Annotated in this window: 17 protein-coding genes; 6 read left to right on the top strand and 11 right to left on the bottom strand. The window is 63.2% G+C overall.

Going from position 1 to position 20,366, the window contains the following annotated elements:
- Nucleotides 1-210: 210 nt before the first annotated feature.
- The 3 genes from EC919_RS21800 (at nucleotide 211) to EC919_RS21810 (ending at nucleotide 3,227) form a co-directional block, all read left to right on the top strand.
- The gene (locus EC919_RS21800) at nucleotides 211-1,488 is read left to right on the top strand and encodes a serine/threonine transporter (RefSeq protein WP_133776401.1); all 1,278 of its coding nucleotides are present in this window, start codon (nucleotides 211-213) and stop codon (nucleotides 1,486-1,488) included.
- A gap of 325 nt (nucleotides 1,489-1,813) precedes the next feature.
- Nucleotides 1,814-2,377 (top strand): GNAT family N-acetyltransferase, encoded by a 564-nt coding sequence (locus EC919_RS21805; protein WP_133776402.1) that lies wholly within the window; start codon nucleotides 1,814-1,816, stop codon nucleotides 2,375-2,377.
- Nucleotides 2,378-2,444: 67 nt separating this feature from the next.
- On the top strand, nucleotides 2,445-3,227 hold the full coding sequence (locus tag EC919_RS21810) for a DeoR/GlpR family DNA-binding transcription regulator (protein ID WP_133776403.1): 783 nt from the start codon (nucleotides 2,445-2,447) through the stop codon (nucleotides 3,225-3,227).
- Here the strand turns inward: EC919_RS21810 and EC919_RS21815 are convergent.
- From EC919_RS21815 to EC919_RS21830, 4 genes are all read right to left on the bottom strand, one after another.
- The gene (locus EC919_RS21815; RefSeq protein WP_133776404.1) at nucleotides 3,205-4,716 is read right to left on the bottom strand and encodes a sensor domain-containing diguanylate cyclase; all 1,512 of its coding nucleotides are present in this window, start codon (nucleotides 4,714-4,716) and stop codon (nucleotides 3,205-3,207) included. The genes EC919_RS21810 and EC919_RS21815 overlap by 23 nt on opposite strands.
- Nucleotides 4,717-5,121: 405 nt before the next feature.
- Nucleotides 5,122-6,447, bottom strand: coding sequence for an MFS transporter (locus tag EC919_RS21820; RefSeq protein WP_133776405.1), 1,326 nt, complete (start codon nucleotides 6,445-6,447; stop codon nucleotides 5,122-5,124).
- A 158-nt stretch (nucleotides 6,448-6,605) separates the two neighbouring features.
- Complete coding sequence (locus EC919_RS21825; RefSeq protein WP_133776406.1) at nucleotides 6,606-8,159, bottom strand: UxaA family hydrolase; 1,554 nt, start codon at nucleotides 8,157-8,159, stop codon at nucleotides 6,606-6,608.
- A gap of 281 nt (nucleotides 8,160-8,440) precedes the next feature.
- On the bottom strand, nucleotides 8,441-9,388 hold the full coding sequence (locus tag EC919_RS21830; RefSeq protein WP_133776407.1) for a LysR family transcriptional regulator: 948 nt from the start codon (nucleotides 9,386-9,388) through the stop codon (nucleotides 8,441-8,443).
- A 238-nt stretch (nucleotides 9,389-9,626) separates the two neighbouring features.
- Between EC919_RS21830 and EC919_RS21835 the strand changes: the two genes are divergently transcribed.
- From EC919_RS21835 to EC919_RS21845, 3 genes are all read left to right on the top strand, one after another.
- Nucleotides 9,627-10,937 carry an L-fuconate dehydratase gene (locus tag EC919_RS21835; RefSeq protein WP_133776408.1) on the top strand — a complete coding sequence of 437 codons (1,311 nt, stop codon included), beginning with the start codon at nucleotides 9,627-9,629 and terminating at the stop codon, nucleotides 10,935-10,937.
- Between the two features lie 245 nt (nucleotides 10,938-11,182).
- The gene (locus EC919_RS21840; RefSeq protein ID WP_133776409.1) at nucleotides 11,183-11,623 is read left to right on the top strand and encodes a YidH family protein; all 441 of its coding nucleotides are present in this window, start codon (nucleotides 11,183-11,185) and stop codon (nucleotides 11,621-11,623) included.
- Nucleotides 11,620-11,970 carry a DUF202 domain-containing protein gene (locus tag EC919_RS21845; RefSeq protein ID WP_133776410.1) on the top strand — a complete coding sequence of 117 codons (351 nt, stop codon included), beginning with the start codon at nucleotides 11,620-11,622 and terminating at the stop codon, nucleotides 11,968-11,970. Before EC919_RS21840 ends, EC919_RS21845 begins: the two co-directional genes overlap by 4 nt.
- Nucleotides 11,971-12,310: 340 nt before the next feature.
- Here the strand turns inward: EC919_RS21845 and EC919_RS21850 are convergent, their stop codons facing one another.
- From EC919_RS21850 to EC919_RS21880, 7 genes are all read right to left on the bottom strand, one after another.
- The gene (locus EC919_RS21850) at nucleotides 12,311-13,906 is read right to left on the bottom strand and encodes a gamma-glutamyltransferase family protein (RefSeq protein WP_133776411.1); all 1,596 of its coding nucleotides are present in this window, start codon (nucleotides 13,904-13,906) and stop codon (nucleotides 12,311-12,313) included.
- A gap of 71 nt (nucleotides 13,907-13,977) precedes the next feature.
- Complete coding sequence (locus EC919_RS21855) at nucleotides 13,978-14,886, bottom strand: ABC transporter permease (protein WP_243842309.1); 909 nt, start codon at nucleotides 14,884-14,886, stop codon at nucleotides 13,978-13,980.
- Entirely contained in the window at nucleotides 14,886-15,830 is a 945-nt protein-coding gene (locus tag EC919_RS21860; RefSeq protein WP_133776412.1) for an ABC transporter permease, read from the bottom strand. Before EC919_RS21860 ends, EC919_RS21855 begins: the two co-directional genes overlap by 1 nt.
- A 43-nt stretch (nucleotides 15,831-15,873) precedes the next feature.
- Nucleotides 15,874-17,373 carry an ABC transporter substrate-binding protein gene (locus EC919_RS21865; RefSeq protein ID WP_133776413.1) on the bottom strand — a complete coding sequence of 500 codons (1,500 nt, stop codon included), beginning with the start codon at nucleotides 17,371-17,373 and terminating at the stop codon, nucleotides 15,874-15,876.
- Nucleotides 17,370-18,503 (bottom strand): ABC transporter ATP-binding protein, encoded by a 1,134-nt coding sequence (locus tag EC919_RS21870; RefSeq protein ID WP_133776414.1) that lies wholly within the window; start codon nucleotides 18,501-18,503, stop codon nucleotides 17,370-17,372. Before EC919_RS21870 ends, EC919_RS21865 begins: the two co-directional genes overlap by 4 nt.
- Entirely contained in the window at nucleotides 18,500-19,504 is a 1,005-nt protein-coding gene (locus EC919_RS21875; protein WP_133776415.1) for an ABC transporter ATP-binding protein, read from the bottom strand. Before EC919_RS21875 ends, EC919_RS21870 begins: the two co-directional genes overlap by 4 nt.
- Nucleotides 19,501-20,238 carry a FadR/GntR family transcriptional regulator gene (locus EC919_RS21880; protein WP_065993032.1) on the bottom strand — a complete coding sequence of 246 codons (738 nt, stop codon included), beginning with the start codon at nucleotides 20,236-20,238 and terminating at the stop codon, nucleotides 19,501-19,503. Before EC919_RS21880 ends, EC919_RS21875 begins: the two co-directional genes overlap by 4 nt.
- Nucleotides 20,239-20,366: the final 128 nt, after the last annotated feature.

The raw sequence follows: 20,366 nt of genomic DNA on the forward strand, positions 1-20,366 counted from the left end.
GTTGCTGATTTGCGCAAGAAGTTAAGCCGGTTGGAAACTTTCCTCATCAGGACCTGCACGCTTTCGGTCCGACAAGCCTTTGATTCTGCTCTCCAATCCCGGACAATCGCGCCCCTTTCCCTGTAGAGAACCGGTCAGGGGCGCCGACTGCCACGTTTTTCGACGCGCTTTTGACCATGTAGCTATCACCGGCAACGGAGAATCGACCGGATGAATGATCAGGCCAACAGCGTCGAACACACCGTCGACGCCGCACCCGCGAGCGTGACGACCTGGAACCGTAACGACACCACCTGGATGCTCGGGCTGTTCGGCACCGCCATCGGCGCAGGCACGTTGTTTCTGCCGATAAACGCCGGTATCGGCGGGTTCTGGCCGCTGGTGATTCTGGCCGTACTGGCCTTCCCGATGACCTTCTATGCCCACCGCGGCCTGACCCGATTCGTGCTCTCGGGCCGCAATGGCGCGGACATCACCGAGGTGGTCGAGCAGCATTTCGGCAAAAAAGCCGGTGCCTTGATCACGCTGCTGTATTTCTTCGCCGTGTTTCCGATCCTGCTGATCTACAGCGTGGCGCTGACCAACACCGTGGGCAGTTTCATGGAGCACCAACTGCATGTGCAGCCGCCGCCCCGGGCATTGCTGGCGTTCGTGCTGATCCTCGGCTTGCTGGCGGTGGTGCGTTGCGGTGAGCAGATCATCGTCAAGGCCATGAGCCTGATGGTGTACCCGTTCATCGTGGCCTTGCTGTTCCTCGCGGTGTTTCTGATTCCCCACTGGAACGGCGGCATTCTCACCACGGCGAGCAGCCTTCCGGCACCGTCGGCGCTGCTGCACACGCTGTGGCTGGCGATTCCGGTGATGGTCTTCTCGTTCAACCACTCGCCCATCATTTCGGCGTTCGCCGTCGACCAGAAGCGTCAATATGGCGAGCAGGCCGAACCGCGGAGCGCGCAGATCCTGGCCCGTGCCCATCTGCTGATGGTGGTCATGGTGCTGTTCTTCGTCTTCAGCTGCGTGCTGACCCTGGCGCCGGAGCAACTGGCGGAAGCCAAGGCGCAGAACCTGTCGATCCTGTCCTATCTGGCCAACCATTTCAGCAACCCGACCATCGCGTTTGCCGCGCCGTTGATTGCTTTCGTCGCAATCACCAAGTCGTTTCTGGGGCACTACATCGGTGCCAGCGAAGGCCTCAAGGGTCTGGTGATGAAGACCGGCCGCCGCCCTTCGCCACGTACGCTCGATCGCCTGACCGCAGGCTTCATGCTGGTGGTCTGCTGGCTGGTGGCGACGCTCAACCCAAGTATCCTGGGCATGATCGAAACCCTCGGTGGCCCGGTCATTGCCGCACTGCTGTTTCTCATGCCGATGTACGCCGTGCGCAAAGTGCCGGCCATGCGCCGGTATGCGGGCAAACTGTCGAACGTGTTCGTCGTGGTGATCGGACTGATCTCGATCTCGGCGCTGGTTTACTCGTTGATGCAGTGACGTCGGTGCGGCTTGATGCGGGCCGGTGCACGGTATTTAGCGCCGCGCGGGCAGGCCTTCACTCGTGGCTCGCGGGCAGCACAGAAGCAATTCGGGCTGGCGCGGACGGTGTAGGAGCGCGCTTGCCCGCGAAGGCATTCTGGCTGCAACGAATCGATTGCCTGACACACTGCTGTCGCGGGCAAGCGCGCTCCTACAGTTGATCGCATTCAGGCCGAAGATTTGCATTGATTACGGTCAACCCGGTTACCTGGCTTGAGGGAGTGACGCGTTTACTTCCAGGCAGCCCTGACATTCATCACTCGCAGTCAAGGAAGCGGCGATCATGGCCAACAGCGACAAACTCGATTTCACTCTGAGACCCGCCACGCCAGCGGATGTGCTGACGATTGCGGCGTTGGGCATTCAGGTGTTTATGGATACTTACGCGACCGAGGGCGTGCGGGACGCCATCGCTCGCGACGCCCTCGAATCGTTCGCGCCCGAGACCATTGCCGCGATGATCCAATGCCCTGACTCTGTATTCCTGCTGGCGGAAGTCGATGAGCATCTGGTCGGCTTTACGCAGGTATGCCTGCAAAGCGGTCACCCTTTGGTCAGCGACAAGGATGCCGCCGAGCTTAAGCGCCTCTACGTGCAGGAGCGATTTGCCGGGCATGGGGCGGGATGGCAGCTGCTCCGCATGGCTGAAGATGAAGCATCGGCTCGGGGCGCTTCGAAAATATGGGTGACAGTCTGGGCGAGGAATGCCCGTGCCTTGCAGTTTTACCCTCGCCAGGGCTATGAAAATACCGGCTTGGCGGTACATCGCCTGCAGGCTGAATCCCACCCGAATGTGCTGTTCTGCAAATCACTCAACCCGTCACAACGGGTCCACCCGGTGGTTTGACAGGGCACGCTCGTGCGCCCCATGATCCTGCTCGTTTCTGATCGATTCAGCCCATTACCGAGGCCTCATGTCTGCCAACCCCGAAGCATTTCCTGGCGAGCGTCAGCGTTTGATCATTGAGCGCCTGGCCGTGCACGGTCGGGTGATTGCGGCGGAGCTGGCGGCCGAATTCAATGTGTCCGAGCACTCCATTCGCCGCGATCTGGGCGTTCTGGCGTCCGCCGGCCTGTGCAAACGGGTGTACGGCGGAGCGATTTCTCTGGCGTCGGACGGGCCTATCGCTGCGCGTGTCGAGCATGAGCCCGGGCGCAAGCGTCAGCTGGGTATTGCGGCAGCAGGATTGATCAATGCCGGGCAGCACGTGTTTATCGACGGCGGCTCGACCAATCTGGCGATCGCCAAAGCCCTTGATCCGCACATGCCGTTGACCGTCACCACCAACGCGCCGCTGATTGCCGTCGAGCTGATGAAGCTGCCGTCGGTGGAGGTGATTCTGCTCGGCGGGCGCCTGAGTCCCGTTGCGGGCAGCACCTACGGCTTCACCACGATTCAACAGCTCGCTCACTTCAATTTCGATCTGTGTTTTCTCGGCGCCTGTGCGCTGGATGCACTGAAAGGCGTGACCGCGTTCGACATGGATGTCGCCGAGCTCAAGCGTGCCGTGGTGGCGCGCAGCGGTCAGGTGGCGGTGGCGGTGATCAACGAGAAGCTCTCCAGCATCGCGCACTACCAAGTGGCGCAGTGCGAGGAAGTCGGCGCGCTGGTAGTTGAACACGACGCGCCGGCCGACCGGCTGGAGCTGTTTCGCGGCAAGGTCGCGCAGATCATTACGGCGCGGGCAGCGCACTGAGCGCAGTCGATTCCTGCCAGGCGACGGTCCGATTGCGGCCCTGATGCTTGGCGGCGTACAGCGCCGCATCCGCGCGCTTGACGAAGTCTTCCATGGTCGGGCATTCCTGCGCTTTACAGCCATAAACCCCCAGGCTGATGCTGACGATGCCGATCGGATTGCCGTGGTGTTCAAGGGCTCGGGTGAGCACCCCCAGCCGGATCTTCTCCGCCAGGCACACCGCGCCGTGCATATCACTGTAGGGCAGGAACACCGCCATTTCCTCTCCGCCGTAGCGCACGGCGAGGTCGCCGGTACGGTTGAGGTTGCTGCGAATGCACTCGGCCACCGCGACGATGCATTTGTCGCCGGCGACATGGCCGTAGTTGTCGTTGTAGCTCTTGAAAAAATCGATGTCGATCATGATCAGGCTCAGCGGATGCATGTTCGGTTGCCCGCTATGAAACTCCAGACCGAGAATTTCCTGGAAATGCCGACGATTGGCCAGGCCGGTCAGGCTGTCTTGCAGCGCGAGCTTTTCCAGCGAGTGGCTGGCAATGCGCAGCTGTGATTCGGCGTTGAGGCCGAAACGGATCTGCTGGAACAGCAAGACGCCAAACAGTAAATTGGCGACCACCACGCAGATGATGATCGCCAGCGAGCGCCACGCGTACTGCCGCCACTCGTCGAGCACTTCCTGCTGGGACAGACCGGCGAGCACCACCATCGGGTAGCGGTCCAGTTTCTTGTAGCCGTACAGGCGCTGCTCGTGGTCGAGCATCGACACAACGTTCGCCGTGCCTTCGTAGTGCTCCTTGACGTGAAGACGGAACAATTCGCCGTCGCCGATGGAAGTGCCGCGTACGTTTTCAATCAGCGGACGACGCGCCAACACAGTGCCGTCGGCCATGGCCAGCGTGATGACGCCATGCTTGCCGATGTCGAAGCGCTCAAAGAACCGTTCGAAGTAGTTCAGTTCGACGGTGGCCAGCACCACACCGGCGAAGTTGCCCATCTCATCGTCCACCCGCCGTGACACCGGAATGATCCAGTCACCGGTGGAGCGGCTCTGGATGGCGGGGCCGATGTGAGGCAGGTTGCTGGCCATGGATTGGTGGAAGCGGAAGTACTCACGGTCCGCGTTGTTGGCATTGGGCGGCATGTGGTTGAGTGAGGTGGCGGCCCAGTTGCCGTCCTTGTCGTAGATGAACAGGCCCTGGATCTGCTCGACGCTGGCGGCGGTGGCGCGCAGATAATCGTGCATGCGCGAACCACTGGCGGCGCCGAAGCCGTCGAACGACAGCCTTTCGACCACCGACGACACGGCAATGTGTGCCTGATCGAAGGCGTCATCGGCATGCTGCGCCATTGAGCGCGAAAGGTTGGCGACGTTGGTGTTGGCGATTTCCAGCTCGTGCATGCGCGTCTGGCGCAACTGCCAGACAGTGATGCTGGTGATGGAGATGCACACCAGCAAGGTAAACAGTCCCGCCAGCCACAACACCGGCATGCGTTTGAGTCGTCGGTTTCTGACGCCGAGCTCCGATCCTTCTACCTGTCTCAAACCCCATCCTCGCTGACTGCCACGATTTCAGACCCGCCACTGTGACGAACAATCCACTCGTTCGGACACGCAGCATCGCAACAGCGAACCGTCTGATTCACAGCGTAGGACAAGTGCGGGATTTTGAAGGGGAAATCAAGGCTTATAAATCATCTCGCGCCAGTAACTTATTACGAGCCGGTACAACTTTTGTAGGCGTGAGCTTGCTCGCGAAGGCGGCTTGTCAGCCGTTGGAAATGCACCGGATGTTACGGCCTCTTCGCGAGCAAGCTGGAGCGCCACCCCGGTCGCTCCTATAGGTCACCCTTCAGCAGTCGGATCTCATCTAGCGGTCAGGCCTTCCTCTGCCGATCAGACCCGACGCCCTTGCCCCTCATCCCGATTCGCCTGCCAGTGCTTCTGAGCCGTGGTGGTGTGTTCGGGGATCGGCGCCTTGAGCAGCACGAAGTAGGCGACCGCCGACAGCAGCGCGACGATCGCGCTGACCGCGAAGGCCGTGGCGAAGGTGCCGGAATATTGCACGCTGAACCCGGTGACGATCGGCGCGATGGAGCCTGCGATATAGCCGCCGAAATTCTGGATCGAACCCAGAGACGCCACGCGTTTGCTGTCGACCACGGTATTGACCACCATCCACGCCGTGGCGCTGGACAGGTTGATGCCGAACAGCGCCAGGCAGAGCAGGGCCACGCAACCGCTCAGCCCGGTGACGAAGGTCAGCGGCAGGGTGAACACGGCGGCGAACACCAGCCCGCCAATCACCGTGTATTTGCGGCTGTTGAGCACGCCGACGCCGCGCTTGACCAGTCGATCGCAGATACGTCCGGCGGCGATGGTGCCGATTGCCCCAAACACATAGGCGAACGACACCACCCAGGCGGTTTGATAGGGGTCCAGGCCATGTTCGCGCTGGAAGTAGCCGGGTAGCCAGGTCAGGTGCAGCCAGAGCATGTAGATCACACCCATGAAACCGAGGAACGTGCCCCACGTGCTGCGGTGCTTGAACAGGTCCAGCCAGCCGGCGAAGAACGAAGCCTTCGACGCGGCGTCTGCCTGAACCACCTGAACGGTCGGTTCGCGACCCTCAGCCGCCATTTCTTTCAGGTACTGCGCGCGGCTTTTGTAGAACATCAGCCAGCACAGCGACAACACGATGCCGAGCACACCGGTGATGATGAACATGCCGCGCCAGCTGAAGTTGACCATGAACAGCGTCAGCAGCGGCGGCGCCAGGCATGGCCCGATGCAGGTCGCCGACCAGACAATGCCCGTCGGCGTGCCCCGCTCATGCTCTTCGAACCATTCGTTGAGGGTCTTGGCGGCTGACGGAAACATCGGTGCCTCGCCGATCCCCAGCAGCACGCGCAGGGCAAAGAAGCCGCTGAAGCTGTTAATGAAGCCTGAGGCCGTCTGCGCAATGGACCACACCATCAGCGCGCCGCCCAATGCAATCTTGCTGCCGAGCTTGTCGATGAGCATGCCCATCGGCAACTGCGCGAAGGCATAGGCCAGCGAGAACGCCGACAGCAGAATGCCCATCTCCGAAGGGCTGATGAGCATGTCTTTCTGGATCGTCGTGTTGGCGATGGACAGCGCGCTGCGGTCCAGATAGTTGACCACGCCGAACAGCATCAGAAAGACGATGGTGATCGTCTGGTAGGTCTTGAGGGATTTCATTGCGCACCTTTTTTATTGTTGTCGGGCGTTAGGGCTTCATCGTTCCAGTAGGACCGGCTTCAGCCGGGAAGAGGCCGGTGTGGGCACCATCCATGTAGCGGTGTGACGCTTGAAAAGCTTCCCGGCTGAAGCCGGTCCTACCAAGGCAGCCCGTCCTGTCAGGTCACGGCCCCGATGTGCCAAGGCACAAATTCGTTCTGCCCATAACCGTGCAGCTCGCTTTTGCTGCGGGCGCCGGAGGCGATGTCCAGCATCATCTGGAACACATACGCGCCGCGCTCTTCGATTGTCGTCGTGCCGTCGGCGATGCCGCCGCAATTGACGTCCATGTCCTCCTGCTGAAATTCGAACACGCGGTTATTGGTTGCCAGCTTGATCGACGGCGTCGGCGCGCAACCGTAGGCCGAACCCCGTCCGGTGGTGAACGCGATCAGGTTGGCACCGCCCGCCACTTGCCCCGTCGCGGAGACCGGGTCGTAGCCGGGGGTGTCCATGAACACCAGGCCCTGGGCGCGAACGGCTTCGGCGTATTCATACACGCCCATCAGGTTGGTCGAGCCGGCCTTGGCCACCGCGCCCAGCGACTTCTCCAGAATGGTCGTCAGCCCGCCCGCCTTGTTGCCGGCGGACGGGTTGTTGTTCAGCTCGGCGTTCATGCGCTGGCAATAGTCTTCCCACCAATGAATGCGCCGAATGAGCTTTTCGCCGATGGCCTGACTGGCCGCCCGCCGCGTCAGCAAATGCTCGGCGCCGTAGATTTCCGGGGTCTCCGACAGAATCGCCGTACCGCCCGCCGCGACCAGCCGGTCCACCGCATTGCCCAATGCCGGGTTGGCGGTGATCCCGGAATAGCCATCCGAGCCGCCGCATTGCAGGCCGACAATCAAGTGCCGCGCACTGACGGTCTCGCGGGTGACCCGGTTGGCCTGGGGCAGCAGCGATTGCACCTGGGCGATGCCGCTGGCGATGGTCTTCGACGTGCCGCCGGTGCCCTGAATAGTGAAAGCGCGCAACTGGTCGCTGGCCTCAAGACCCTGGCTGTCGAGCATGTCTTGAATCTGGTTGGTCTCGCAGCCCAGGCCCACCACCAGCACCGCCGCAAAGTTCGGGTGCACGGCGTAACCCGCCAGAGTGCGGCGCAGCAGGTCGATGGCCTCGCCTTTGGAGTCGATGGCGCAGCCCGAGCCGTGGGTCAGCGCGACCACACCGTCGATGTTGGGGTAGTCCGCGAGGGCTTCCGGAAAAATATCGCGACGGAAACGGTCGGCGATGGCCCGGGCCACGGTGGCCGAGCAGTTCACCGAGGTGAGAATGCCGATGTAATTGCGCGTCGCCACGCGCCCGTCGGCGCGCACGATGCCCCGAAAGAACGCCTCGGTTTTCGGCGTTTCATGGGCGTCGACGCCAAAGGCGTAGTCACGGGAGAAGTCGCCCATCTCCACGTTGTGCACATGCACATGCTGCCCGGCGTCGATGGGCTGGGACGCGAAACCGATGATCTGGCCGTAGCGCCGCAGCGACTGCCCCTGCTCGACCCGAATCGCCGCGACCTTGTGCCCGGAGGGAATCGGCTGCGAGATCGTGACGTGTTCTTCGTCCAGGTACGTGCCTTCGCTCAGCGCCTGGCGAGCGATCAGCACGTTATCAAGGGGGTTCAGGCGGATGAACAGCGCGCTGCTGTCGAACGCGGGGGTTTTGGCGATGAGTTCCATGCGGCCTCTCATGACGGTGGCGGCCTGGGTCAGCGGTGCGAGACGACAGCTTGCGTCGGGAAGCGGCACCCTGGCTGGCCGGTTATTGTTATGCACGACGTGCCAAGCAGCCGCCTTAAAAGCGCGGACGTTGATGGCCGATCCTCAGCCACTTTATGAAGCCGGTGGGGAATTTCCCAATGAAAGGTTTCGATTGAGCGATAACGCAGGGTTATCGATTCATCACGCCGCCTGAGACTTTGGAAACGTTAGCCCGTAAACGTGAGCTTAGGGACGCGGGCTTAGAAGCGAGCGCTTAGAAACGAGAGCAGGGCCTTCACAGCTGCCGACATCGGCCTGGCCTTCGACGTCATCAGCCCAAGATTGGCCATGCTCAGCGGTAGCTCGACCGGCAATATCGCGATCATGCCGTAACGTGCGTAGTGCTGCGCGACGTCATTGGGCGCCACGGCAATCATGTCCGAGGATTCCAGCATCGAGGTGGTGGCCAGAATCGAACGCGTTTCGATGATGTCCAGCGGCTCAATCAACTGCGCCGCCTGCAATGCGTTTTCAACCTGGCGTCGCATCGGGCTGCCGATCGGGTGGAGTATCCAGGTCAGCGGTGCCAGATCCGCCAACGTCAGGCCGCTGTGGTCTACCAGCGGGTGCTGCGGCCGGGCGATGATGCGCATGCTTTCGCCCTGTTCGAACGGCTGAATGTCGAGGCTCTCGCCGTCGAGCTGATCGGGCAGCCGCCCCAGTACCACATCGAAATCCCCACGAATCAGCGCCGGCAGCAGCTCATCGCTGGTGCCGACTTCCAGGGCGATGCGCACTTTCGGGTGCGCGGCCTTGAACGCCAGCACGCCTCGGGTCAGCAGCGTCGGCACCGGACCCATGACCGTCCCGATGCGCACCATCCCTGTCGCCCCGCGTGCCAGCTCGGCCAGCTGCGCTTCGGCGTATTCGAACTCATGCAGCGCGCCCTGGGCGTAGCGAATCATCACCTCACCGAACAGCGTCGGCTGCATGCCGCGCGGCAAGCGCTCGAACAGTTGCACGCCGAGACGTTCCTCCAGCTGATGCAGCAACAGGCTGGCGGCAGGCTGGGTGGTATGAATGGCGGCGGCGGCCTTGCGCAGATTGCCCAGTTCGCCCAGGGCGTTGAGCAACGCGATCTGCCGGCTGGAGATTTTCAGCGTCGGGAAAGTGCCAGTCAGATCGGAGGAGGGGAACGTGTCTGACATATCGGATTGGGTATCGATGATTAGGATTTGGCGATTATGCCTGTATCGCAGTTCGGCCTACAGTGATGTCACCTATCGGCGCAATACCTGTAGGAGCGCGCTTGCCCGCGAAGGCGTCGGGTCAGTTATCCATGTGGTCGCTGACACTCCCCGTTCTCGAGCAAGGTGAAACGCCACTCCGATCGCTCCTACACCGTTCGCGCCGCCGCCACCTTTTCCAAGAATAAGAGAGCCCACCATGCAGATCACGTCCATTTCCGTACGCGACATCCGTTTCCCCACGTCCCTGTCCCTTGACGGATCGGACGCAATGAACAGCGCCCCAGACTATTCCGCCGCCTACGTTGTGCTGCACACCGATTCGCCGGACGGGCTGGAAGGCCACGGCCTGACGTTCACCATCGGCCGGGGCAACGAAATCTGCGCGGCAGCGATTCACTCCCTGGCGCCCTGCGTGGTGGGGTTGAGCCTGGAATCGATCACGGCTGACATGGGCGCCTTCTGGCACACCATCACCGCAGGCGACAGCCAGTTGCGCTGGCTGGGGCCGGAAAAAGGCGTGATCCATCTGGCCACGGCTGCGCTGGTCAATGCGGTCTGGGACCTGTGGGCAAAGGTCGAGGGCAAGCCGGTCTGGAAGTTGCTGGCCGACATGACCCCCGAGCAGTTGGTGAAATGCCTGGACTTCAGCTACGTCACCGACGCCATCACCCCCGAAGAAGCCATCGCGCTGCTCCGTCGGCAACTACCGGGCAAGGCGAAGCGCGAGGCGCAGATGCTGGAGGAGGGCTATCCGGGCTACACCACCGCGCCGGGCTGGCTGGGGTATTCGGAGGAGAAGATGCGCCGGCTCGCCCGCGAAGCCGTGGCCGAAGGCTGGACCCACATCAAGCAGAAGATCGGTTCGGACATCGAAGAAGACATGCGCCGCGCCGCGATCCTGCGCGACGAACTGGGCTGGGACCGCACGCTGATGATGGACGCTAATCAGGTCTGGAGCGTCGAGCAATCGATCAGCAACATGCGCCGGCTGGCGGCGTTCGAGCCGTGGTGGATCGAAGAGCCGACCCATCCCGACGATATTCTCGGCCACGCGACGATCCGTCAGCGTATCGCGCCGATTGGTGTGGCGACCGGCGAACATTGCCATAATCGGGTGATGTTCAAACAGATGTTCCAAGCCGGCGCGCTGGATTTCTGCCAGCTCGATGCGGCCCGGCTGGGCGGGCTGAACGAAGTGCTGATCGTGCTGCTGATGGCGGCCAAATTCGACATCCCGGTCTGCCCGCACGGCGGCGGTGTCGGATTGTGCGAATACGTGCAGAACATTTCTATGTTCGATTACATCGCCGTGTCCGGCTCCCTGGACAAGCGCGTGCTGGAATACGTCGATCACCTGCACGAGCACTTCCTCGATCCGGTGGCCATCCGTCGCGGTCGATACATGCCACCGCAACGGCCGGGGTACAGCATCGAAATGCACGCCGACACGCTGGAGCGCTATCAATATCCCGATGGCGCGGTGTGGGTGGAGTTGGCGAGGCGATGAGCTGACGGTAGGAGCGTGGCGTGTCCCGCGATCGGCGGGGAACCCGTCGTCACCCGGCCAACGCTTTTTTCCAGACACAGCGCGTTGTCAGGGTTTACGGGGACTGCGTCCCCGATCGCGGGACAAGCCACGCTCCTACAGGTTATGCACCCTGCGGCAACAGACAACCCCATGTCGCTGCCGATACGGGCCTTTCCCGGGCATGACCGGTATGATCCGTCGCATCTACCCGACCACGGTGCGACATGAATTTCCCCGAGCCCGGCAACGTCATCCCACCCGGCACTCCTCCAGCCAGCGCCCCCGTCACGCCGCCCGAGCGTGATCGACTGTCGGCTTCGCTGCTCGGCGGCGGCTGCGAGCCTGACCCGCGCTTCACCCTGGCCAACGAGCGCACCTTTCTCGCCTGGATCCGCACGGCATTGGCCTTTCTGGCCGGTGGCATTGCGGTCGAAGCTTTCACCAGCGACGTGTTCAGCCCCGGGCTGCGTCGGGCCGTGGCCTTGTCGTTGCTGGTGCTGGCCTTGTTGGTGAGCGCCAGTGCCTGTGTGCGCTGGCTGAAGGTCGAGCGGGCGATGCGTCAACGCAAGCCGCTGCCGCTGCCGGTGCTGGTGCCGATTCTGTCGTTGGGCGGCGCGTTGGTGGCGGCGGGGCTGATCGTCTTTCTGATTTACGGCGCGTCGTGAACCGGCGCAGTCATGCCGTATCGTCTACGCCGGTGCGCCACGACGATCCCGGCCTGCAACCCGAACGTACGCTGCTGGCCTGGCGCCGCACGCTGCTGACGTTGATCGGGGTGTGCATTCTGTTTTTGCGCTGGATTCCGCCGTTTGGGTGGGTGGCCCTGCTGCCGGTCATCCTGTCGCTGCTCGCGGGCATCCTGATCCAGATCGGCCTCAACGCCCGCTACCGCAAAAGCGCCCGGGGCATGACTCAGGAGCGCATTCCGCCGCCATTGCGTGAAGTGGCGGTGCTGGGTTGCACGGTGATGGTGTTAAGTTTGGTGGGGATTGTTGCGGTGGTGTCTGGCTGACCGAATCGACCAGGCATACACCCGATTCGTAGGAGCCGGCTTGCTGGCGAACCGATTGTGTCAGTCGACGTCTGCAGTGGCTGGCCTGACGCGTTCGCCAGCAAGCCGGCTCCTACAGGTTACGCGTCCGCCCCAAGCACGTTGACGGGGCCTGACTTCAACCGGCCAACGCTGGCGGAGATTGTTGCGGTGGTGTCTGGCTGACCGAATTGACCACGCATACACCCGATTCGTAGGAGCCGGCTTGCTGGCGAACCGGTTGTGTCAGCCGACGTCTGCAGTGGCAGGCCTGACGCGTTCGCCAGCAAGCCGGCTCCTACGGTTTCAAGCGTCCGATCACTCAATACGCCGCCACCAACCCATCCTTCCTCGGATCGGTCCCGCCCACATAACCATGGGCCGTGCGCTGGATGATCTGCGCGCCGCCGAAGGCGAACACGCCGCTGGGGTCTTCCACTTCCACGTCGTGGCCCTTGGCGCGCAGTGCTTCGATCACCTGCGGATCAAACGAGCGCTCCACGGCGACCTTCAACCCGGACTCAATACGCCAGCGCGGCGCATCGGCAGCGGCCTGAGGGTTCTGCTTGTAGCGCAAAATGCGCAGCATCATCTGCAAATGCCCCTGCGCCTGCATCGGCCCGCCCATCAGGCCGAAGGACATCAACGGCGTGCCGTCGGCGTTCATCACAAAGCCCGGAATGATGGTGTGAAACGGCCGCTTGCCCGGCGCAACGGTGTTGACGTGATCAGGGTCCAGGGTAAAACCCGCGCCGCGATTCTGCAGGCTGATGCCCGTGCCCGGCACGACCACGCCCGAACCAAACCCCATGTAGTTCGACTGGATGAACGAGACCATCATGCCGCTCTCGTCCGCCGCCGACAGGTACACCGTGCCGCCCGCCTTCGGCGCGCCATGCAGCGGGTCTTCTGCCTGTTCGCCAACCAACGCCGCGCGGTCGCGCAGGTACGCCGGGTCCAACATGTGTTCAGCGGCCACGCGCATGTGGTCGTTGTCGGTGACGTGCTGGTTGAGATCGGCCAGCGCCAGCTTCATCGCCTCCAGCACCGGGTGCACGGTGTCGACGCTGTCCACGGGATGCTCGCCCACGCCCAGCGCTTCGAGGATGCCCAGACCCGCCAGCGTGGCGATGCCCTGACCATTCGGCGGCAGCTCGTGGACCATGGCGCCGGCGTACGGCACCGACAAAGTGTCGATCCAGTCCACTCGGTGGTTTGCCAGATCCTCAAGGCTCATGACGCTGCCATTGGCGTTGGCGTGAGTGATCATCGCTTCGGCCAGCGCGCCGCGATAGAACGCCTCGCCCTTGGTGTCAGCAATCAGCTCCAGCGTCTTGGCGTGATCCTTCAGCATGACCTTCTCCCCGGCCTTCGGCGCTTTGCCGCCTTGCAGGAAGCACTCGGCAAAGCCTGGTTGATCCTTCAATAGCCCGGCGCCGCGACGCCACAGTTCGGCAATGATCGGCGTCACCTGATAACCGTCCCGCGCATAGCCGATGGCGGCTGCGGCGAGGGTGGCGAAGGGCAGCTTGCCGTAGCGCTCGGACAACGCGACCCAGGCCGACACCGCGCCCGGCACGGTCACCGAGGCCCAGCCGCGCTGGGGCATTTCCTGCTGACCGGCGAAATGCTCCGGCGTCCAGGCGTTCGGCGAGCGGCCCGAGGCGTTGAGGCCTTGCAGCGTCTTGCCGTCCCAGACGATGGCAAAGGCGTCGCTGCCAATGCCGCAACCGGTGGGTTCGACCACGGTCAGCACCATGGCGGCGGCGATGGCGGCGTCAACGGCGTTGCCGCCTTGACGCAGCATGTCCAGCCCGGCCTGTGCGGCCAGCGGTTGCGAGCAGGCGACCATGTTGTTGCCCATCACCGGCGAGCGGGCGGACGCGTAAGGTTGGCTGTAATCCAGATCATCGAACATGCAGTCGTTCTCTTCTTGGCAGTTGATCGGTTATCGAGGCGCAGCTTTCAAGCTTATGGGCATCAAAGCCGTCAGCTTTTCGGGTCGAGGGCATCACGCAGCCCGTCGCCCAGCAGGTTGAAACACAGCACGGTGATGTAGATCGCCACGCCGGGGGCGATGGACATCCACGGCGCCTGTTCCATGAAGTTCTTCGCGGTGTTGAGCATCGAGCCCCAGGACGGCGAGGGCGGTTGCTGACCCAGGCCGAGGAACGACAGGCTCGCTTCCGCCAGAATGGCCGAAGCGATGGTCAGCGTCGCTTGCACCACCAGCGGCGAGAGCACGTTCGGCAACACGTAGCGCAGGATGATCCAGCGGTCCGGCAGGCCGATGGCGCGTGCGCCCTCCAGGTAATCTTCGTGACGGATCGCCAGCACCTGACCGCGGGTCAGGCGCGAGAAAATCGGCATCGCCGACAGCCCGATGGCAATCATCGCGTTGCTCAGGCTCGGGCCGAGAAACGCGCCCAGCGCAATCGCCAGCACCAGAAACGGACACGACAGCAGCGCTTCCATGATGCGCGAAATCACCGCGTCGAGCTTGCCGCCGAAGTAACCGGCCAACAGGCCCAGCGGCACGCCGATGACCATGGCGATGGCCACCGAAACACCGCCGGCCAGCAACGAACTGCGCGCGCCCCAGAGCAGGCGCGAAAACAGGTCGCGGCCCAGTTCGTCGGTGCCCAGCCAGTAGATCAGCGAAGGCGCCTTGCGCACGGCCAGGAAGTTGGCTTTCAGCGGATCATGGGGCGCAATCCACGGCGCCAGCAGCGCGGCAAGAATGAAGATGATCAACACCACCGCGCCGACCACCGCGCCCTTGTTGGCGAGGAATTTCTTCACGAACGGCGAGCGGGTGCGCGGCCGCAGGGGTTCTCTCAACGGCGCCTGGGACGGCGCGTTCAGCGGCGCGGAAGGATGGGTCGCAATCGAAGTCATCAGGCAGTCCTCAGACGCGGATTGATCAGGCGATAGAGCACGTCGGCCAGCAGATTCAAGAGCAGGAAGCCGATCGCGACGCACAGCACCACGCCTTGCACCACGGCGTAATCGCGGTTGAACACGGCGTCGACAATCATCTTGCCGAAGCCGGGAATGCTGAACACCTGCTCGGTCAGCACCGCACCGCCGAGCAATTCGCCGAACAGCAGCGTAGTGAGCGTGACGATGGGCATCAGCGCGTTACGCAGGGCGTGCTTCAGAATCACCGCGCGCGGGAACAGACCTTTGGCCCGCGCCGTGCGCACATAGTCGGCGCGCAGCACTTCGAGCATCGCGCTGCGGGTGTGGCGCATCAGCACCCCCGACAGCCCGGCGCCCAGCACGAACGCCGGCAGGATCAGGGTTTTCAGGTTTTGCCCGACGTCTTCACCCAGCGGCACGAAGCCAGAGGCCGGCAGCCATTGCAGCTTCACGGCGAAGATCATGATCAGCAAGATCCCCAGCCAGAAGTGCGGAATCGAGATGCCCGAAAGCGCGAACACGTTGGCCGCGTAATCCACTGACGTGCCCTTGCGCACCGCTGAAATCACCCCCGTGGGTATGCCGATCACCAGCGCGATGATCAGCGCCAGCACCGCCAGCTCAATGGTCACCGGCAGCTTCGACGCCAGCAGCACGGTCACCGGTTGCTCGGTGCGCAGCGAGGTGCCGAAGTCACCCTGCAGGACATTGCCGACCCAGTGCACGTACTGCAGCGGCAGCGGGTCATTGAGCCGGTATTTCTCGCGCAGATATTCCATCACCGCCGGGTCGCGCTCTTCACCCGCCATAGCCTGGACCGGATCACCGGGCAGCAGCTTTTGCAGGGTGAAGACGAACAGCGAAACCAGGATCAGCGTCGGAATGGCACTGAGCAGGCGTCGCAGGATGAAAGTCAGCATGACGAATCCTCGCGGCCGAAGCGGTAGTCCACGGGCGCCGCTGTCATTTGAAAGCGACGTTGTTCAGGCGAATCAAACCATCGGGATTGGGCACGAATCCGGTGAGGTTGCTGCGCATGGCGATGATTCGCGGATCGAAGTACAGGTAGCTGGTCGGCACGTCGTCGGCGAGCAGGCGCAGGGCCTCGAAGTAGAGGGCCTGACGCTGGGCCTGATCGTTCACGGTGCGCGCCTTGTTCAGCAGCTCGTCGAGTTTCGGGTCACAGAAATGCCCGTCGTTCTGGCCGCCTTTGCAGGTCACGAACTGGTGGATGTCGCCATCCGGATCAGGACGGCCCGACCAGGCGCTCATGCCGATCTGGAAGTTGCCCGCCTGTTGCTCGTTGAGCAACGTGGCGTATTCGGTGGCGATCAGATTGACTTTGAAACCGGCTTCTTCAGCCATCGCCTGAATGATCTGGCCAACCTGTTGCGCGATGGGGTTGTTGGCGACTTTCAGCTCGACGCTGAGGGGCGTCTTCACCCCGGCTTCTGCCAGCAGTTTTTTGCTGGCTTCGACGTCGCGGGTCGGAACCGGCAGGTCCTTGTCGTAATACGGGCTGTTTTTCGGGAACGGCTGGGCGCTTGGCGCGTACAGGCCTTCGAACACCACCTGATTGATCGCGTCACGGTCGATGGCCAGCTCGAAGGCCTTGCGCACGCGCTTGTCCTTGCCCAGCGGGTTGTTGGCCTTGTCGCCGTTGTTGGTGTTGTACATCAGCTGCATGTAGCCCAGCCCCGGCGTGCTGAACACCTGCACGTGGCTGTCGGCCCTGGCGGTCTTCACGTCGGTGGGCGCGACGCGTTCGATGATGTCCAGGTCGCCGGAACGGAGGTTCGCCAGGCGCACCGAGGTGTCCGGAATCGGCAGGAAAATCACCTTGTCGAAGTGGTACGCCTGCTTGTTCCAGTAGTTGTCGAAGCGCTCCAGCACGATGCGGTCCTGCTGCACGCGCTGAACGAATTTGTACGGCCCGGAACACACCGGCTTGGAGGCCACGTCGGTCGCCGAAGCCTTGGGCGCGAGCATCATCCCGGCGCGGTCCGACAGTTGCGAAATCAGCGTCGCGTCGGGCTGCTTGACCTTGATCGCCACGGTTTTTGCGTCGATCACCTCCACGCTTTCCACCGACGCCAGTTCGCTCTTGCGCAGGGAGTCGGGCAGGGTGCGGGCGCGGTCGAGGTTGAACTTCACGGCGGCGGCGTCGAATACCTCGCCGTCGTGGAAGGTTACGCCGTCGCGCAGGGTCATGGTCAGCGTCTTGCCGTCCTCGCTCCAGTTCCAGGCGGTGGCCAGTTGCGGCGCGTAGGTCAGGTCCGGGTTGACGTCGACCAGCTTGTCGCACAGCGCGGTGTAGACCAGCCGCCCCGAGTAGGTGCGCGAGCGGTGCGGGTCGAGCATGTCAGGGTCGTCCTGAATGCCGATGCGCAGGGTGGTTTCAGCAACAGCCGCATTCGCAGCGAGCAGCAACAACGTGGTTGTCATCAGGTGGGCGAATTTCATGGCTGACTCTCCAGAGAAAGGGCTTGATGGCTTTTGAACAGGTTCAGGCGTTGGCTGTAGGCGGCGCTGGGCGTCGGCACGATCAGCGAACCGGCGCCGGCGTTGGCGATTTCGCGCCAGTAATGGCAGGCCACCTGACGCCCCGGCTCAACGGTTTCGAAGAGCGGCTTCACTTCGCGGCACAGCGCCTTGGCGTGGGGGCAACGGGTGTGAAAGCGGCAACCGGACGGCGGCTTGCTCGGGCTTGGCATGTCACCGCCGAGCAACGGCCGCGGGCGACGCAGGTCCGGGTGGCTGACCGGCACGGCGGCCATCAGCGCCTGGGTGTAGGGGTGAAAGGGCGTCTCGAACAGCGCGTTGACCGGCGCCAACTCGACAATCTCGCCGAGGTACATCACCGCCACGCGGTCGCTCATGTGGCGGATCACCGCGAGGCCGTGGGCCACGATCAGCAGGGTCAGACCGAACTGGTGCTTGAGGTCTTCCAGCAGATTGACCACCTGGGCCTGCACCGAGACGTCCAGCGCCGATACCGGTTCGTCGCCGAGGATCAGCCGTGGCTCCGACGCCAGCGCCCGGGCGATGCCGATGCGCTGACGCTGACCGCCGGAAAACTCATGGGGAAAGCGGCTGCCGTGCTCCGGCGCCAGACCCACCGTGTGCAACAGTTCGGCGACCTTGTCTTGCCGCGCGCTGCGGCTGTCGTCGCGGTGCAGCCAGATCGGCTCGCCGATGATCGATTCGACACTCATGCGCGGGTTCAGCGAGGCGAACGGGTCCTGGAAAATGATCTGCAGATCGCGGCGCACCTGACGCAGCTTGTCAGCGGGCAGATTGCCCAGGTTGCGGCCTTCATAAATAACGTCGCCAGCGGTCGGCTTGAGCAGGTTCAGCAGCACCCGGCCCAGGGTCGATTTGCCCGAGCCCGACTCACCCACCAGCGCCAGAGTTTCGCCCCGGCGCACGGCCAGGGACACTTCGTTCACTGCTTGCACCGGCGGCTTTTTACGCTGGAACAAGCCGGCTTCGCTGTGAAAGTGTTTGCTCACCGCGATGCTTTCCAGAATCGGTTTATCGAGCGCCGTTTCCGTGCTCCCGGCCTCAACGATCTGTGGTCCTGACAGGCTCATGCGGTGACTCCCAGGTGCTGTTCAAGTGGCACACGAATGCACGCAGCGAAATGCCCGGCGGAGACTTCCAGCAGCGGCGGACGGGCTTCGCGGCAGGCGGCGATGACGAACGGGCAACGGCTGGCAAAGCGGCAGCCGCTGGGCATTTCAGCCGGTGTCGGGACGCGTCCATTAATCGTTGCCAAACGCCCTTCGCGGGGGCCGACCGAGGGCATCGAACCCATCAGGCCGATGGTGTAGGGGTGTTGCGGATCATCGAACAACGTCTTCACCGAACCGCTTTCGACGACGCGGCCGGCGTACATCACGATGACCTCGTCAGCGACTTCGGCAACCACGCCGAGATCGTGGGTGATGAGCATCATCGAGGTGCCGGTTTCGGCCTGCAGGCTGGCAACCAGCGAAAGAATCTGCGCTTGAATGGTCACGTCCAGGGCGGTGGTGGGTTCGTCGGCGATGATCAACGCGGGGTCGTTGGCCAGCGCCATGGCGATCATCGCGCGCTGACGCATGCCGCCAGACAACTCGTGGGGGTAGGCATCGAGGCGCTGAAGGGCGTCGGGCACGCGGACCTTTTCCAGCATTTCCAGCGCGCGCTGGCGGGCGGCGCTGGCCGACAAACCCTGATGGCGAATCACGCTCTCGGCAATCTGATCGCCAATGGTGAACACCGGATTGAGCGAGGTCATCGGCTCCTGAAAGATCATCGCCATGCGATTGCCGCGCACGTCCAGCAGACGCTCGTCGGACATCCCCAGCAACGGCTCGCCCATCAGGTTCGAGGCGCTGGCCTGGACCGTTGCGGTGTCGGGCAGCAAGCCCATCAAGGCCATGGACGTCACGCTTTTGCCGCAGCCGGACTCGCCAACGATGGCCAGGGTCTTGCCCGGTTGAATGGTGAACGACACACCGTCAACGACGTTGGCCGGGGCATCCTTGAAGCGCACGGTAAGGTCGCTGACGCTCAATACCGATGGGGTGTTCGCGGGTGAAGCACTCATACGCTGGCCTCAAGGTCTTGCTGGATGACGTGATCGAGCGCCTGTTGCAGCGCACGCAGGTGACCGCGCATGGCGGTGGCGGCTTTGGCCGGGTCGCGACTTTCGATGGCGCCGATGATGTCGTGGTGGTCGTGGCTGTAAGTGCTCAGGCGGTCGGTGTTGCGGGCGCGTTGGCGCAGGTCGCGCCACGCCGGGTCAAGACGAATGGCGTCGAGCATTTCGAAGATGTCCAGCATCAGCCGGTTGCCGGCCGCTTCGGCGATACCGCGATGCAGCGCGCTGTCCCACAGTTCGATGCCTTCGGCGTCGGGTTCGCTGGCGTGTTGCTGGTGGGTGGTGCGCTCGGCCAGCCGGCGCAGGATCGCCATCTGTTCGCCGCTGGCGCGCAGGGCGGCCAGTGAAGCGAGTGCGGGTTCCAGATAGATGCGCGCTTCCATGACCTCGCTGAAATTGGTCCGGCTCGACAGCTTGGCGAAGCTCATCGCCGCGCTGGGCGGGGTAGGGCCGACGAAGGTGCCTTTGCCCTGCCGCCGCCAGATGTGCCCCTCGGCTTCGAGCACCGCCAGCGCGCGGCGAATGGCCCGGCGACTGACGCCGAAATCCACCGCCAGGTCGCGCTCGGTCGGCAACGGCCGCTGGGGAAACGCCGCCTGCTGCGCGACCAGCTGGCGCAGCGCGTCGAGGGCCATTTTTGACGAAGTGTCGTGGGTTGCGTCGGTGTCGATGCTGTCCATCTGCGTCTCTCGTCACGGGGTGAACCGGAGGCCTGGCCGCCTTGTGAAGCACGGCTGGGCTGCAGAGGACGAGTGCAATAGCGATGCCAATGGAAATTGGTTCGCTCGCGAGGTCCGGTGGCCGGGCG

Source organism: Pseudomonas graminis (assembly GCF_004364335.1).
GTDB classification, from domain to species: domain Bacteria; phylum Pseudomonadota; class Gammaproteobacteria; order Pseudomonadales; family Pseudomonadaceae; genus Aquipseudomonas; species Aquipseudomonas graminis_D.